This window comes from Klebsiella sp. JN_Kp127 (genome assembly GCF_040062505.1).
Taxonomy (GTDB): Bacteria; Pseudomonadota; Gammaproteobacteria; order Enterobacterales; family Enterobacteriaceae; genus Klebsiella; species Klebsiella quasipneumoniae.
In genome coordinates, this window is sequence record NZ_JBEAHS010000041.1 from 22,044 (window position 1) to 37,136 (window position 15,093).

The 15,093-nt window shown below is 51.1% G+C and carries 12 protein-coding genes; 1 reads left to right on the top strand and 11 read right to left on the bottom strand.

Features of this window, described 5'->3' with window-relative positions; all coding sequences use genetic code 11:
• Positions 1–3: 3 nt before the first annotated feature.
• The 11 genes from ABLV04_RS15575 to ABLV04_RS15625 form a co-directional block, all read right to left on the bottom strand.
• Positions 4–321, bottom strand: a complete 318-nt coding sequence (locus ABLV04_RS15575) for a PTS lactose/cellobiose transporter subunit IIA (protein ID WP_180265899.1) — start codon at positions 319–321, stop codon at positions 4–6.
• Between the two features lie 9 nt (positions 322–330).
• Positions 331–654 carry a PTS sugar transporter subunit IIB gene (locus ABLV04_RS15580; RefSeq protein WP_023289808.1) on the bottom strand — a complete coding sequence of 108 codons (324 nt, stop codon included), beginning with the start codon at positions 652–654 and terminating at the stop codon, positions 331–333.
• A gap of 25 nt (positions 655–679) precedes the next feature.
• Positions 680–1,645, bottom strand: coding sequence for an alpha/beta hydrolase (locus ABLV04_RS15585; RefSeq protein WP_023289809.1), 966 nt, complete (start codon positions 1,643–1,645; stop codon positions 680–682).
• Positions 1,646–1,677: 32 nt separating this feature from the next.
• Positions 1,678–2,961, bottom strand: a complete 1,284-nt coding sequence (locus ABLV04_RS15590) for a carbohydrate porin (protein WP_180265898.1) — start codon at positions 2,959–2,961, stop codon at positions 1,678–1,680.
• A gap of 186 nt (positions 2,962–3,147) precedes the next feature.
• Positions 3,148–4,092, bottom strand: a complete 945-nt coding sequence (locus ABLV04_RS15595; RefSeq protein WP_023289811.1) for a helix-turn-helix transcriptional regulator — start codon at positions 4,090–4,092, stop codon at positions 3,148–3,150.
• Between the two features lie 42 nt (positions 4,093–4,134).
• Complete coding sequence (locus ABLV04_RS15600; protein WP_348815892.1) at positions 4,135–6,747, bottom strand: family 78 glycoside hydrolase catalytic domain; 2,613 nt, start codon at positions 6,745–6,747, stop codon at positions 4,135–4,137.
• Positions 6,748–6,797: 50 nt separating this feature from the next.
• On the bottom strand, positions 6,798–8,033 hold the full coding sequence (locus ABLV04_RS15605) for a PTS transporter subunit EIIC (RefSeq protein WP_348815894.1): 1,236 nt from the start codon (positions 8,031–8,033) through the stop codon (positions 6,798–6,800).
• Positions 8,034–8,435: 402 nt separating this feature from the next.
• Positions 8,436–9,317 (bottom strand): LysR family transcriptional regulator, encoded by an 882-nt coding sequence (locus tag ABLV04_RS15610; protein ID WP_023289814.1) that lies wholly within the window; start codon positions 9,315–9,317, stop codon positions 8,436–8,438.
• Positions 9,318–9,463: 146 nt separating this feature from the next.
• The gene (locus tag ABLV04_RS15615) at positions 9,464–11,764 is read right to left on the bottom strand and encodes an FdhF/YdeP family oxidoreductase (RefSeq protein WP_348815878.1); all 2,301 of its coding nucleotides are present in this window, start codon (positions 11,762–11,764) and stop codon (positions 9,464–9,466) included.
• Between the two features lie 319 nt (positions 11,765–12,083).
• Positions 12,084–13,001: a bestrophin family ion channel gene (locus ABLV04_RS15620; protein WP_032452977.1), complete on the bottom strand. Its 918-nt coding sequence runs from the start codon at positions 12,999–13,001 to the stop codon at positions 12,084–12,086.
• Between the two features lie 242 nt (positions 13,002–13,243).
• Positions 13,244–14,185: a cation diffusion facilitator family transporter gene (locus tag ABLV04_RS15625; protein ID WP_180265897.1), complete on the bottom strand. Its 942-nt coding sequence runs from the start codon at positions 14,183–14,185 to the stop codon at positions 13,244–13,246.
• Positions 14,186–14,406: 221 nt separating this feature from the next.
• On the opposite strand from ABLV04_RS15625, the gene ABLV04_RS15630 reads away from it, so the two are divergent.
• Entirely contained in the window at positions 14,407–15,093 is a 687-nt protein-coding gene (locus ABLV04_RS15630) for an ABC transporter substrate-binding protein (protein ID WP_180265896.1), read from the top strand.

A 15,093-nucleotide genomic window follows, 5' to 3' on the forward strand; every position in this document is an offset into this window, starting at 1 on the left:
ATCTTACCTGCCGCGATGCTGCAGCTGACGCTGAACCTCAATCAGTTCCGCGATCAACTCCCGTGCAAGCATGGCGGTCATAATATGATCCTGAGCATGTACAAGAATAAGATTAACCGGCACCTTGCCGCAGCCCTCATCCATACCGATAAGCATGGTTTGTACATCATGCGCGCGTTTTGCGGCATCAGCAGCGCCCTCCATCAGGTTATCAACGTCATGCCATGCCCCTTTTCTGGCGGCCTGCAGCGCCTGCATTGCCAGACTGCGGGATTCACCGGCGTTGATGATAAGTTCCATGACGGTTGCTTCCATATCCATACGGTTTCCCTACTTGTTGAGTGAACGTTCATCAAGCAGCGCCAGCGCCGCATCAAGAATTTTATCGCCACGCATCATGCCGTAATCCATGCTATCGATAATGGCGACTTTCTTGCCCACCGCAGTGGCTTTTTTATTAAATTCTTCGAATTTATATTTAATTTGCGGTCCTAAAAGACAGCAATCGTAATTTGGCAACGTGCGGTCAAAATCATCCATTGAAACAGCAATAATATCGACGGCAATCCCTTTCGCCGCGGCCGCTTGCTTCATTTTATTCATTACCATGCTGGTTGACATGCCGGCAGCGCAGCACAAAAATATTTTTTTCATCTTATTGACCTGATCCTATAACGTATTATTGATGCTTACCTTTGAGATTTTTATCTAAAAAATTAATGATAATTTTCGATACTTCAGGCTGATACCACATTAAACCTGCGTGGTCCGCCCCTTGCACCACGTAATGAGTTGACGGTATTTTTTTAGCCACCAGCGCCTCGTGTAAAAGCGTTGACTGGCTGGGTGAGACCACATTGTCAGCATCGCCGTTCATTAGCAGAAAAGGCGGCGTTTTATCCGAAATCCAGGTAATGGGATTAGCCCGTTTGGCCTTTTCGGGATAGGCGGAGATAGCGCCACCACCTTGCCAGGGAATACCATTAACCAGCATCGCCTCAGGAATGGCCGGTGACTGATGCGCTTTTTGAATATCCGCGGAGAAGTCAGCGCCGACTTTCGTCAGATCAGACAGGCCATAGAGATCAACCACCGCCTGCACATCGCTACTTTGATTTGAATACTCTCCCTGATCAAATTCCTTATGGCCACTGGTGGTGCCCACCATGGCGGCTAAATACCCTCCCGCCGACTCGCCCATCACAGCGATATGGTTAGGATCGATGCCTAATTTTTCGGCATTGGCGCGTAGAAATCTGACCGCCGTTTTCGCATCCTCAACCATTCCCGGGAAAGTCACATTGGGTACGACTCGATAGGTAATGCTGGCGACGACGTAACCGGCCCGGGCAATATCCACCCGCTGACCGATAAATTTTGATTTGGGCGCATCGAGAAAGCCGCCGCCGGTAATAAATACTACGGCAGGTAATGGTTTATCAGCATAAGGCTTGAGCAAATCCATCGATAACTGGAGCGGTCGCCCCATGATATTTTGCGTAAATGAATAGGCAATATCAGGCACCATCTCAACGGCCAGAGCGCTGGGTTTAATAATAATCGTTTTGCTGTCTGCTAATGGTGTTTGCGCAAAAGCAGGCGGAATAATAAGCATCATCAGCATAGCAGCGACGTGTTTGTTCATAGAGTAATATCCTGTAGTGATGTAGTAAAGTTTTAGAACCAGACTTCCATTCGATACCCGATTCGCCACTCCGAGTCTTCCGGCAATAACGTGACCTCTTTATCCCCGCCTGCGTAGGTGACCGTCAAACTGAGAATTGGCGCAACATACGGTAGGACATCCAGCTGTAGTGCCGGTCCGGCGGCAATTTTGTAGCCGACACCGCTGGCGCCTTCGACGCCATTTTTATTGATTGTGTTATTCACCATGACTTCATACAACATGGAAAGATTTTGGTGATGAATACTTTGCTTAACATTTACGCCGGTAAAGATCCCAGTTTCATTTGCGGAACCATAGATCATGTCCCCACCTGAATAGCCTGTATCAGGTATAAAGGTGGTTCGGTCAGTCGTTTTTTCACGCTTAGTATATTCATAGATGAAAGCCGGCGAGACGGAAAAATCATCAAACAACGTCAAGTTTCCGTCGGTGGAAAAGCGCATTGAAGAATCGCCCTCTTCGCTAAGGACGGTAATACGACTGGTGTTCAAATAAGGAGCGATCACCCCTTTGCCGTACTGTAATTTGACGGTAGATTGTCCCTTTGCCACCCCCCAAAAAGACGGCATGCTGTATTTCGCGGAAAAACTGATTGCTTGCTGCTTGCCGGTACCCAATGGGTCATCAATTTCTTTAACATAGGTCATACCCAGTTCTGTCTGATCGAAACGATAAGCCATATCAACGATGCGCCGCGAGCCCTCTATCGCCTGCGGCGCGGTATCGCTGGACCAGTCGATCTGGTCGGTACCAACGTTTAAATCAAAATTTTTACTGTTATAACCGAGGCCGGAATCAATATGTACTTCTTTGGTATTGTAGGCGAAGATATTAATACGTTGATCGAGGTAACGACGCCCAGCCCATATGTTTGCGCCCTCGGGGAGAAAGGAGAGTCCGCCAAAGCGCCCATAATTCTGTGCCGTTTCTACCGTTTTATCGCCATAACCCACCATTTCATAGGTATAATCAGCCCATTGTTCGGGGGAAACCAGACCCTGCCATTTTTTGGTTATCGCCATGGATGTCCAGTAATCGTGCCAGAAACTGTTTCCTAAATCGCCCATTTTGCCGCGGGGATCCTGATTAGGACCTGTGGGGTCGGTATGCAACGACATATTTTTTGGCCGGTTTAATTCGCTCTGAAAATCTCCAGCGACCATGCCATACCCATTTAATTTAAAGCTGCCGTCGTCGCTGAGATTTGCCGCATGGCAAAAGGTAGCAGGAAGTAAACATGAGATAACGCCTGGAATAATAATTCTGGGGTTCATTCTTCTGACTCCATCAGGTAAGAGATATAAATAAATCAAATTATTATTTTTATTGCTTAACTGATTTTATTTAAAGAATGCCACCTGCGTTATAACCCTGCTTGCCTTTTTATATATCGGTTGTTGCCGATTTTACTTATTACAAAAACATGCAATAGCATGGACAGTGTGAGCCAATTTTACCATTCAGGAGTTCAGGTCACGATACTCCTTAATACTCATATTATATTTCTCTTTAAATACCTTATAACAATGTGAAGCATTTTCATAACCCGTCATATTGATAACGTCAATAATGGAGTGATTAGTATGCTTAAGAAGGTGGATTAAAACATCTATGCGTTTCTCAACCAACAAATCGCTAAAGTTCTTACCGGTGAAGTCTTTTATCAGTTTACTCACCTTATAATTAGGTTGATTTAGACGACAGGAAATCTCCTTCAGGCTGGCTGTTTTGTAATCTGTATCAATGTATCTCAACACGGCCATGGCAAGAGATTCATTGTAACTCCCATTGATATGATAATCGCTGGCTTGCACATTCGACAGTAACTCCGTCATCAACAGTCCCACCAGGAAATTGACGCGAATCTCTTTTAAGGAGTTATTGCTATAGATTTCGCTGATGATCACATGCATAATGCTTTGAATTGCGTCAATTTCCCCCACTTTAAAGTGAATATGTTCCCCATGTTTTTTCCTGCCATTAATTGCTGAAAGAATAAAACGGGAGATGATGTTATTTTCATCAAAAAGGGACATCAACCGCCCGAAAAACTCAGTCTTAATAATAAAATTGATGATAATATCATTCTGCCCTGCGGCTTCAATTTCGTGCCTGGCAAACTGGTTGATAAGCAGGATCTCACCCTTACCCAGGGTGAGATTTTCGTCATTAATCTTCTGATGCATTTTACCCTGATATATATAAATAAGCTCAATAAATCCATGAGAATGCAACGGAATTTTCGTAAATCGGGTCTGCTTTTCAATATGAATGTAATTATCTTTGAAAAACCTTCGCTCCATATGGCTTTTGAATTTATGACACAGTTGATAGTTAGCGCGAAGCAGTTCGAGTTCTCTATCGGTATAAGCTAGTAGCTTTTCATGAATATCATGGTGTAACATAAAAGTACCTAACTGGAGCGAACGTTTGGGTATGCACTATCATTACAATAGTACTTTTATTTCACCTGCATCTGTAATGTCATAAAACTGATGATAGGTGTCACAATCTATCGGTGCAGGTAATTGTTTATTAAGTTGATACGCCTTTGGTAATTTAAGGGTGCATTTTTTGAGGTTAAATGGCACTTTGACGACTAATTCAATTCCTTTCTTATAGCGCCGCCAGCGACATTCAATACGCCCTCTGATGGTTTGATGCCAGCAATCCACAAAGTTAATCGTCTCAGTAAAAGATGGACTGATTAAAATAACATCCGCCCCAACCGCCTCCTCAGCGACGGTAATACCACCTAAAGCTTGAAACAACCAGCTGGTATAGGAGCTGAACATCGCGTGATTATTTGAACCATTCAGGTTATCACCAAAAAATTCCTTCAATGTGCTGGCATCATGTTTAAGCATTTTTTTGAATCCGGCTTCGACTCTTAACCATTCAAGGATTAATTCATTATGACCATAGCGGTGAAATATTTCATAGGCAAAACTTTGGCCAAAAATCCCGCAAGTGATAACATTTTGCTCTTTTTTGATGAGATCGACCAGTGCGTTCAATGATTCCTCGACATCATCACACAAATCGAAGTAGATTGCAAAAACATAGCTGGTCTGGCTACGATCGGCAAAACTGCCATCCGCATTCTTATAGAGTGATACAATTTTCTCTCTGAGTTTATTGGCCTTACTAATATATTTTAACCATTTTTCTTTTAACCCAAGATCTTCACATATTTTTGCGATAATTAACAAATGATAATAATAGAAACAAGCACTGGTGAAATGGAGAGCCGGCGAGCCATTTTTGTAATGACGCATATCATGATCGCGGCTTCCCCAGTCACCCAGGCTGCAGGTCACCAGGTCCTCGAAGTTGTGCATTTCCAGTGAAAGGATTTGCTTTTCAAGAAATGGCAGGCTTTCGGCCAGCAGGTTGACATTGCCATAATGTCGATAATGAATAGCAATCAAATAGGGTAATACTAGTTGCCAGCCCAGAGGGCCCGCCTCCCCGCCGACTCCATTGGTTTTAATTCCCATAAATGGCGCGGTTTCCGTCACCCCACCACAGGGGCGAATATCATTGATAAAATCAAAAATAGTTTTCTTATAAATAGCGGCGGAGTCAAACTGATACACTTGCGACCGGGCAAGTGCGACGAGATCGCCGCCATAGGCGAAACGTTCACGTGCACAATCCCCGAATACCGAATGAATGTTGTTCAGTTTAGTTCTTTTGGCAACCTCAAAAAGCTTATTAATGTAAGGATCAGAACAATAAAAGCCACCGTTTTCTCTCAGTACAGTATGTACTGAAAGAGCCTGAACATTATTTAATTGTTCGATATTAACACCGCTTATCTGCACATAGCGAAACGAATGACAGGTAAAGGTATTGACAAAATGGTTTTTCCCACTGCGGCATACAAAGGCGTCTTTCTGCTCCGCTCTCGCCGGTGCTCCCATTCCGCCGTCAATGATCACGCCTTCAGCAACCTCTTTGCCGACAAATCCCGCAAGGGTTGAGTCAGTATTCAGTTGGTAGTTTTCATCAACGAGTTCGCTATAGAGCAGTTCGACACGCTGGTTCTCAGACGCGGTAATGGATAAATCGATAAACCCGGTCACGATGGCACCGAAATCAATAATGAATTTCTCTTCGTCTACTACGTGGATATGCTCTGCCCCCAGGGATAATGTATGGTTAATTTTTGGAATAAAACTCGAGACCAGACGGCCTTCAGGTCCATTGCTCCGCTCCACATTTTTCCAGTCAGGCATCAGCAAATCAGTCGTGTTGTCTCCACGAAACAAATTCATATCCAGGCGCTCACCCAAATAGATATTGTTAAAGGTATAAGCCCCTTCGCAGTATTGCCAGTCGGCATCGCTACCGAGAGTTATTTCGCGATCTGCAAATTTCATATGGACATCGGCAATGACCTGTGGTTCGCCAATGGTTAATGTCTCTCTAAGATTATATTTACCAAACAATTTAAGCGGCGCAGGATTAAACCAACCATCGGCTAGCTCAACAACCACTTCATTTTTCGGCTTATTGATAAACGGTTTTATACTGTACGTATCGTAATAAATAACTTTAGCGTAATTAGTCCAGTCAGTATTCAGTTCACCGCGGGTTACCTCTTTACCATTGATATACAATTTATAGAAACCAAGTCCGACAATGCTGATATGGGCATCGAGCAGTTCTTCTTCAAGATAAATTGTTTTTCTCATCACCACATTACGTTTACCGCGATAGTAATTATCATCATCGGTGAAGTGGTGCCCCCCACTTACCCAACGACCGGAAAATTGACCAAGGTTACTGGTTGTAAAACTATTTTTAAAGACATTGCTCTCACCATTCTCACCATGTGTAAGAACTTCTATCGTATAAGAAGTAAAGCATTGTAACGATATTGCATCGAGGGTGATAATTGTATCATTACCCTCTCTTGTGATAAGAGATATCTGTTCAACACCCTTATAAACTTTTATCAAAAATGACTTTTGAGGATAATCAGTAGACCAGCACACCATAATCGGCAGATGATCGACAATAATATTTTCCGTTTGGTAATTGATACTTAACATCTTCCCCACCATGGCTAAATTGGCGTTGCTGGCGCATTTTTCTGGGACATTCAAATGATATCCGTCTGATTTTCTTCCCGGCAAGCGATAAGGTCGGCAGCCTTGAAGAAGAAATACCATCCTGCAAACCGCACAAAAAGTCCTATAAACTGGAAAGCGGCTATTTTCCAACTCCCCTGCATAAAACCAGAAATAATAATCGGCATACCGGCTGGCGTACTGACACCGGCGACACGCGGCAATACGCCAATGACCGTCAAATACCAGGCAATGCCGAGCATGATGCCATTGATAAAAATATAAGGGATCGCCAGAGTAAAATTCATTACCAGCGGCACGCCATAAGCCATCGGTTCACCAATTGTGAAGATGGCCGGTGGTAAGGCGATTTTCCCGAGCGTTTTATAGCGTGCGCTCTTTGCAAAAAAAGCGAGCATAATAGCCAGCGGTAATAAATCTCCAGCAACGCCATAGGTCATAAAGAACGCGAAGCCAGTAATGTTGGGTAAGTCTACGCCTGCAGCATACGCAGCAAGCTGCTGGGCATCCATGGCGAACCAGATCGGCGCGACGACACCGAGCGTAATCGCATGGCCATGTAGACCAAAAAACCATAGCAATTGTGCGACAACAGCAACAAAGATAACTGACCAAATACCGGATCCGAGGGATGTTAGAGGAACCTGGATTAATTTATAAATAATTTCATGAATGCTACCATAACCCACGCTGGTAATGACTGCGGAAATAATTGTAAACAGCGTCAGGATGGCGATACCAGGAACCAATAAAGAGAACGATTTGGATATAAATTCTGGCACGTTTTCAGGCATTTTGATAATTAACCCTTTGCGGGTTATCACCACAAATATTCGTGTTGAAATTATCGCTACCAGAATGGCGGTAAAAAGACCCATGGGCCCTAACCATTGACCAGGAATTGAAAAGGATTGTCCTAACGGCCCTGTCTCCCCGACATCATAAGGCGTTAGAATAAAGAAAGAGATCATGGAAATCAGGCCTGACATAAAGCCATCAACATCGAAATGCTTCGCTAGCGTATAGGCGACGGAGAAAGCGACAATGACGGCTAAAAAATTATTCGTAAAAGTGATCGGGATGTCAAAGAAGCGAGTTAAATTGTGGTGTAACAAAAAATCCTGATACGGTGCGAAGGGAAAAACTTTAATCAAAGTCGCCACAGAACTCATAATCGTGACAGGCAATATGAGCATCATACCGCTCATAATGGACTTAAGATAAATATTTTGACCAATGCTTTGCATCATCTGCAAAGCCTTTTCTTGTAGAATATGGGTGTGAGATGACATGTAAACAGTCCGTAATGTTATTAGTTTTCAGACATACTGATTTAACAATTCATATGCCGGCATGACATTAATGCATCATAATCTAACCAGGGAGTCAGCCTAATCTTTCATTATGGGGTAATACATATCGGTTGTTGTTAACTTAAATGACGGCTGTTGCCGTAGTTAATATTTGTGATGTATATCGCAGGAAGGAGAAAGGATGGTCATTAAAGCTTGTGTCATTTGAACACTGGTGTGAAGCGCCGCACTATCGCTTCTACCCATGCCCTTGCCCTGCCGGAGCTCTGCTTGCCCCCCCCACGGGGGACTATGTAGACATGGTTGCTGACTAGCCGCCCGGCCAGTCGCGCCACCTCAGCCAAAAATCCCCTGCGCCTCGGCGAAGCATTTTTCCGCCAGCGTCGAGACCGGCTCCTGCTGGCGCATAATCAGCGCCAGCTGCGAATCGACCTGGCTTTCGGCGATGGGCAGGATGTCAAGATTGTCGCTGAGGGCTTCCAGGCCGTTGTTGAGCGGCATGATGGCGCAGCAGATCCCCGCCTGCACCGCCTGGATTATCTGAAACGTCGAATCGCTTTCAAAGACAGACTTCGGCGTTAGCCCTTTGGCCTTAAAGCTGATTTCAATGGATTCCCGGTAGTACATTCCCTTGGTCAGAAAGCCAAGGGGCAGCGTCGCCAGCGTATCCCACCCCGGCGTCCCGTCGCTGAAGTCGAAATGGCGTTTATCGTGCAACAGTCCCATCCGGGTTTGCGGCAGCCGGGCGATCTTAAACAGACGTTCATCAAGATGCTGCAGGTAACAGATCCCCAGGTCTAGCTGGTTGCGGCTGACGCCATCGATAATCTGCTCCGAGGTCATTGACAGCAGGCTGAACTGCAGCGCCGGGTATTTCTCCGCGAGAGGTTTAATCAGCTGCATCGGGTTGAGGCTCGCCAGCGGCACCATGCCAACCCGCAGCTGACCGACCATCTGTCCGCGACAAATGGCCGCCTCCGCCGCCAGACCGTCATGGGCGGCAAGCACCGCCCGCGCCCAGGCCAGGATCCGCTCCCCCTCCGGGGTAAAACCCTCGAAGCGCTGGCCGCGCTGGATAAGGGTCAGGTTCAGCTCCTCTTCCAGATTACGAATGCGCATGGAGAGGGTCGGCTGGGTAATATGGCAGGCTGCCGCCGCCTGGCCAAAATGGCGCGTCTGATCGAGCGCGATCAAATACTTGAGTTGCTTAATGTCCATTCTTTTTCCCGTTTGAACCCCGCCGTTCACCCCCGGGGCCGCGCACAGGTTACCAGAATGTTAGTTTCATAACCGATAAATTCAAGCGAGGAGACGAGGGGGCGACGGGCGCAGGACGGCGCGACGCCGCCCAACGCCCTCCTTCTTTAACGCACGCCGGACAGCGGGCGGATCTCTTTCGAGCGCAGCGTCAGGCGGACGGGGACCGACTTATAGGAGGGCGTCCCGCTCTCTTCATCCAGATAGTTCAGCGGCACCAGCACGTTGGCTTCCGGATAATAGGCGCCGACGGTGCCGGGCGCGATGCCGTAGGCCACCACCGTGATATCTCTGAGCGTCAGCGAGCTGCCCGGCAGCGCAGTGTGGATATCGACCCGATCGCCATGCTCCAGACCCTGGGCGGCCATATCCTGCTCGTTCATAAACAGCACGTCGCGGCGGCCGAAGACGCCGCGGTAGCGGTCATCCATAGCGTAGATGGTGGTGTTGTACTGGTCGTGGCTGCGCAGGGTCACTAAGCGCATCACCTCCTCGCCCTCCACCACCACGTTCTCATGCACGCCTTTGAAAACCGAGAACATGGCTTTGCCGGTGGCGGTAGGCCAGATGCGCTCGGTCGGCGGCAGCGGCATGCGAAAGCCCCCGGGGTGGCGAATGCGCTGGTTATAATTTTCGAACCCCGGAATGGTCTGTTCGATCAGATCGCGAATACGGTCGTAATCTTCCACCAGATACAGCCAGTCCACTTTGCTGGCCGGCAGAGTGGCCTTCGCCAGACCGGCGACAATCGCCGGCTCCGAGCGCAGCGTCGGCGAGGCGGGTTTTAGCTTGCCTGACGAGGCATGCACCATCGACATCGAATCCTCGACGGTGATCGACTGTCGGCCGCTGGCCTGCAGGTCAAGCTCGGTGCGGCCAAGGCACGGCAGAATAAAGGTCTCTTTCGCCGTCAGCAGGTGCGAGCGGTTGAGCTTGGTGCCGACGTGCACGCTGAGCTCAAGGCCGCGCATCGCCGGGAAGGCGCGTTCGTGATCCGGCATCGCCACGGCGAAGTTGCCCCCGAGGCAGATCAGGGCTTTGGCGTCGCCGGCGATCATGGCCTCCAGCGCCTTCACCGCATCGTGACCATGATGCCGCGGCGGCGTGATCCCCATCACCCGCTGCAGGCTGTCGAGGAAGGCCGCGGAAGGTTTTTCGCTGATCCCAACGGTGCGGTTTCCCTGCACGTTAGAGTGGCCGCGCAGCGGACAGATGCCGGCCCCCGGCTTGCCGATATTGCCGCGCATCAGCAGCAGGTCGGCAATCAGCCGGACGTTGGAAGTGCCTTTATTATGCTGAGTGATCCCCATGCCGTAGGTGACGATGGTGGCCCTGGATTTGGCGTAGGCCACGGCGACCTGGGTCAGCGACTCGCGCGTCAGGCCGGACTCCTGCTCAATGTCCTGCCAGCGGGTGGCGTGCAGATCGTCGGCGAAGGCGGCGAACCCCTGGGTATGTTGCGCAATAAACGCGTGGTCGAGCACCTGGCCCTGCTCCTCCTCCAGCTGCAGCAGCGCTTTGGCGATCCCTTTCAGCGCCGCCGCGTCGCCGCCGGCCCGCACCTGGTAGTAGGTCGAGGCGATCGGCGTCGAGCGATATGTCGCCATCTCCATCACGTTTTGCGGGTCGGCAAAACGCTCCAGCGCCCGCTCACGCAGCGGATTAAAAACGATAATCGGCACGCCGCGGCGGGAAAGCTCATGCAGGGTGCCCATCATCCGCGGGTGGTTGGTGCCCGGATTATGGCCGATAGAGATCACCAGCTCGGTCTGGTCAAAATCGTCGAGGGAAACGGTGCCTTTGCCAATGCCGATCGACTGCGGCAGGCCCACGCTGGTGGATTCATGGCACATGTTAGAGCAGTCGGGAAAGTTATTGGTGCCATACTCGCGGGCAAACAGCTGAAACAGCCACGCCGCTTCATTGGAGGCCCGTCCGGAGGTGTAGAATTCAACTTCATCCGGCTGCAGGCCGCGAAGGATCTCGCCGATACGGGCGAAAGCCTCTTCCCACGCCACCGGGCGCAGCGTGTCGCTGGCGCGGTCGTAAACCAAAGGATGGGTTAAGCGGCCATAGCCCTCCAGTTCAAAATCGCTTTTCGCCAGCAGGGAGGTCACGGTGTTAGCCGCGAGGAACGCTGGCGTCACCCGTTTGGTGGTCGCCTCCCAGGTCACAGCTTTGGCACCGTTTTCGCAAAACTGAAAAGTGGATTTATGCTCTTTATCCGGCCAGGCGCAGCCCGGGCAATCGAAACCGTCAGGCTGGTTGGTTCGCAGCAGCGTGGCGGGCGCTTCAAAGGCATCCATCTGGGTACGCACGGCGATGGCCGTCGCCTTCAACGCGCCCCACCCGCCTGCCGGACCGTCATAAGGGTGAACACCGGGAACCGCGCGTCTTTTATTGGTCATCTTTTTACTCCTGCTGCTCTGTTCTGGCCGCCGCCAGCGAAAAAAAAGCGTGCGACGACCCCGGCGACGAGGCGTGGTGTGCGCGGCGTCACCTGATAAGAATGCTGTTTCTCAAGGATAGTACGATGGGAAAGCGTAGGTACTGCGTTTGTTAACCGAATAATAACATACACCACAAATCTGTATAATTGATGTTATCTATCGGGTGTTAAATTTAACTTATTTGCAAATTTTGCTTTTATCGCCCCCTCCGCGCGGCGGGTCGCATGGGCGCGGGAAAGTGATGACCGGGCAGCGGAAACTGCCCGGTGCGCAGGGCTCAGGTCAGGTTGAAGTACCGGTCCGGACGCAGCGTCTCCGGCAGCGGATGTTGACCGGTCATGTCGAGCAGATTGCGCTCAATGGTATTGCACATCGCGTTCAGCGGCAGGTCGTTGGCGGCGGTGCCGAAGGGATCCTCCAGCTCTTCCGCCAGTGAATCCCACGACAAAAAGGTGTAGGAGATAAAGACCGAGACAAACGGCGTCATGTAGTGCAGATCCCCGACCAGGGCGAACGGCAGCAGCGTGCAGAACAGATACACGGTGCGCTGTAGGATCAGGGTATAGGCGAACGGCACCGGGGTGGTGGCCAGCCTTTCGCAGCCGCCCAGCACGTGCGCCAGCTCATCGAGTTTGTTGTCCATCAGCCCATAGGTGATGTCGCTAAGCTTGCCCGCCTCGCGCAGCTGGCCGATTTCGTTGCCGACCAGCAGCAGGATCCGGTTGGTGGGCATTGAGCTGGCGAGGATCTCCGCCACCTGGTCCGCCGGCAGCAACCGCCGCAGGTCAGCCGTCGGATCGGTTTTGCGCAGCTGGTGCTTCAGGCTCCAGCTAAAAGCCACCAGGTAGCTGACGATGCGGCGATGGGCATCGTGTTCGGCCGGCAGGATATTGCGCAACTGGCGCACCAGCGTACGTTCGGCGATAAGCACCGTCCCCCACAGATTGCGCGCCTCGACGAAGCGGCTGTAGCTGGCGCTGTTGCGAAAGCCGAGGAAAATCGCTATCGCGATCCCCAGCAGGCTGAACGGCGCCACCGTTAAGTGGATCCCCCACTGCGCGTACCATTGATAGCTGATAATGGCGATGATGGACATCAGCACATTAAGCAGCAGACGAAAGATGATTTTCGACAGCACGGAGCCGTGCCAGTCAAATAGGCGAAGAAACCAGTGTTGTTCTGGCCGAATGATCATTGTCTGACTTCCTGAATACCGCTCTGGTTATTATCTCTTAATAAAAAATAGAGAGTATCGATGAACCGATTGGTTTATTTTATCGTTAACTGCAACGGGCAGATCTGCGCCATTATTTAGCGATGGTCATGGCCGGCTCAGTATGAGCCTTATTTATCGTTCGGGCAATCAATGTGCGAGCGGGTGGCGCGAGGAATAATGGCTCAGAGGTTAAATAACCGCTGAGCCAGTCTGTTTTCCGCTTATGACGTCAGGCAGTTTGCCTCCCCCGGCGAACCGGCAACCGCCGCGCTGGGATCGAGATGCACCATGACATTGAGCACCGGATGGTGCGCTATGACCCGCGCCCGCGCCTGCCGGGCAATCTGATGCCCTTCGGCTACCGACAGCTCTCCGGCCACCTCGAGATGGACATCCACCAGCACCAGATCCCCCGCCTTACGGGTTTTCAAATCGTGCAGACCCGCTACGCCCGGCGTGGCCCGCAGCGTGCCGGCGATCGCCCGCTGCGTCTCTTCATCGACGGCACGGTCCATTAAATCGTGCAGCGCGGTGGCGGCGAAACGATAGCCCATCCGCGTAATCACCAGCCCCACCGCCAGCGCGGCGAGCGGATCGAACCAGGCAAACCCGGCCAGATTACCGATAATCCCCAGCGCCACCACCAGGGATGACGCGGCGTCCGAGCGGGCATGCCAGGCGTTGGCGATGAGCAACGAGGAGTTCAGCCGCCTGGCGGCCGCCAGCATATAGCGAAACAGCCCCTCTTTGACCACCAGCGCCGTCAGCGCCATCCACAGCGCCACGCTGTGCACCGGCGCAATCGTCTGCGGTTGCGCGAGATGACCCGCTGCAGACCACAGCATACCGACCCCGACCAGCGCCAGGATCGCGCCGAGGACCAGAGAGGCGCCGTTCTCATAGCGCCAGTGGCCATAATGGTGATCGTGGTCAGAGGGCCGGCGACTCTTTTTATTCGCCACCAGCACAACGCCATCGGCGAGCAGATCGGAAAAAGAGTGCATTCCATCGGCAATTAACCCCTGGGAACCCGAGAATATTCCCACCGCAATCTGCAACGCGGAGAGAAAAATATTGACCACCACGCTAACCAGGGTACTCTTTCGCGCCTGCTCCGAACGCTGATGATATTTATTATCATTTTCAAAATTATGTTGTGTCATTATTTCTCTCCCTCAGTGAGCGGGAAGAATAAACTGACAAGCTGAGTTTATGCTTAACAATATAAAAGCCATTGCCTTGTCGTTTAACGAATTCGCTGCGGTCGTTAATGAATAGATTCTGAAAGTGTGGCCGGAGAGGTACAACCGCGCGCGGATGGACTATCTTATCACTGGCGCCGACAGGTCGGGCCGCCTTCTCTTAGCCACCACAGGAGTCAGCGATGTCAGAGATCACACCCTCCCGGCTGCGTTTTGCCATTAATCTGGGCAATGCGGTACTGGCCCATCCTGGCGAAAGGGGCGCGCCGACAGGCATTACCCCCGAGCTCAGCCATCGACTGGCGAAGCGCTGGGGCGTCGCCGCCGAGTTCGTCACCTATCCTGCCGCCGGTAAAGTGGTGGCCGACGCCGGCGGCGAACGCTGGGATATTGCCTTTCTGGCCATCGATCCGGCACGGGAGGCGACCCTGCGCTTTACCTCTCCCTATATCACCATCCAGGGAACCGCGCTGGTGAGAGCCGGTTCGCCCTGCCAGAGCGTGGCCGATATGGATCGCCCGGCAACCACGATTAACGTCGGGCAAAATGCCGCCTACGATCTGTGGCTAACCCGCCATCTGCAGCACGCCAGCCTGAATCGTCTCCCCTCCTCGCAGGAGGCCATCGACGCCTTCCTCGCCGGTGAAGGGGATATGGTCGCCGGCATCCGTCAGCCGCTGGAGGCGACAGCGCGCCGCCACCCGGGGGTGCGGGTCCTGGCGGATAATTTTACTGAGATCCAGCAGGCCATCTGCGTCGCCCGGGAAGACGTGGCCCGCTTTAGCGCGGTGAACGATGCGTTGAACGAATGGCGAGCGGACGGTAGCCTGGAGGCGCTGATTGCCCGGCACCTGAGCGAGGCGGGCTGA

Excerpts from the sequence above, each read along its gene's own strand:
- ABLV04_RS15575 (WP_180265899.1), bottom strand. The coding sequence starts at position 321 with ATGGATATGGAAGCAACCGTCATGGAACTTATCATCAACGCCGGTGAA.
- ABLV04_RS15580 (WP_023289808.1), bottom strand. The coding sequence starts at position 654 with ATGAAAAAAATATTTTTGTGCTGCGCTGCCGGCATGTCAACCAGCATG.
- ABLV04_RS15585 (WP_023289809.1), bottom strand. The coding sequence starts at position 1,645 with ATGAACAAACACGTCGCTGCTATGCTGATGATGCTTATTATTCCGCCT.
- ABLV04_RS15590 (WP_180265898.1), bottom strand. The coding sequence starts at position 2,961 with ATGAACCCCAGAATTATTATTCCAGGCGTTATCTCATGTTTACTTCCT.
- ABLV04_RS15595 (WP_023289811.1), bottom strand. The coding sequence starts at position 4,092 with ATGTTACACCATGATATTCATGAAAAGCTACTAGCTTATACCGATAGA.
- ABLV04_RS15600 (WP_348815892.1), bottom strand. The coding sequence starts at position 6,747 with ATGTTAAGTATCAATTACCAAACGGAAAATATTATTGTCGATCATCTG.
- ABLV04_RS15605 (WP_348815894.1), bottom strand. The coding sequence starts at position 8,033 with ATGCAAAGCATTGGTCAAAATATTTATCTTAAGTCCATTATGAGCGGT.
- ABLV04_RS15610 (WP_023289814.1), bottom strand. The coding sequence starts at position 9,317 with ATGGACATTAAGCAACTCAAGTATTTGATCGCGCTCGATCAGACGCGC.
- ABLV04_RS15615 (WP_348815878.1), bottom strand. The coding sequence starts at position 11,764 with ATGACCAATAAAAGACGCGCGGTTCCCGGTGTTCACCCTTATGACGGT.
- ABLV04_RS15620 (WP_032452977.1), bottom strand. The coding sequence starts at position 13,001 with ATGATCATTCGGCCAGAACAACACTGGTTTCTTCGCCTATTTGACTGG.
- ABLV04_RS15625 (WP_180265897.1), bottom strand. The coding sequence starts at position 14,185 with ATGACACAACATAATTTTGAAAATGATAATAAATATCATCAGCGTTCG.
- ABLV04_RS15630 (WP_180265896.1), top strand. The coding sequence starts at position 14,407 with ATGTCAGAGATCACACCCTCCCGGCTGCGTTTTGCCATTAATCTGGGC.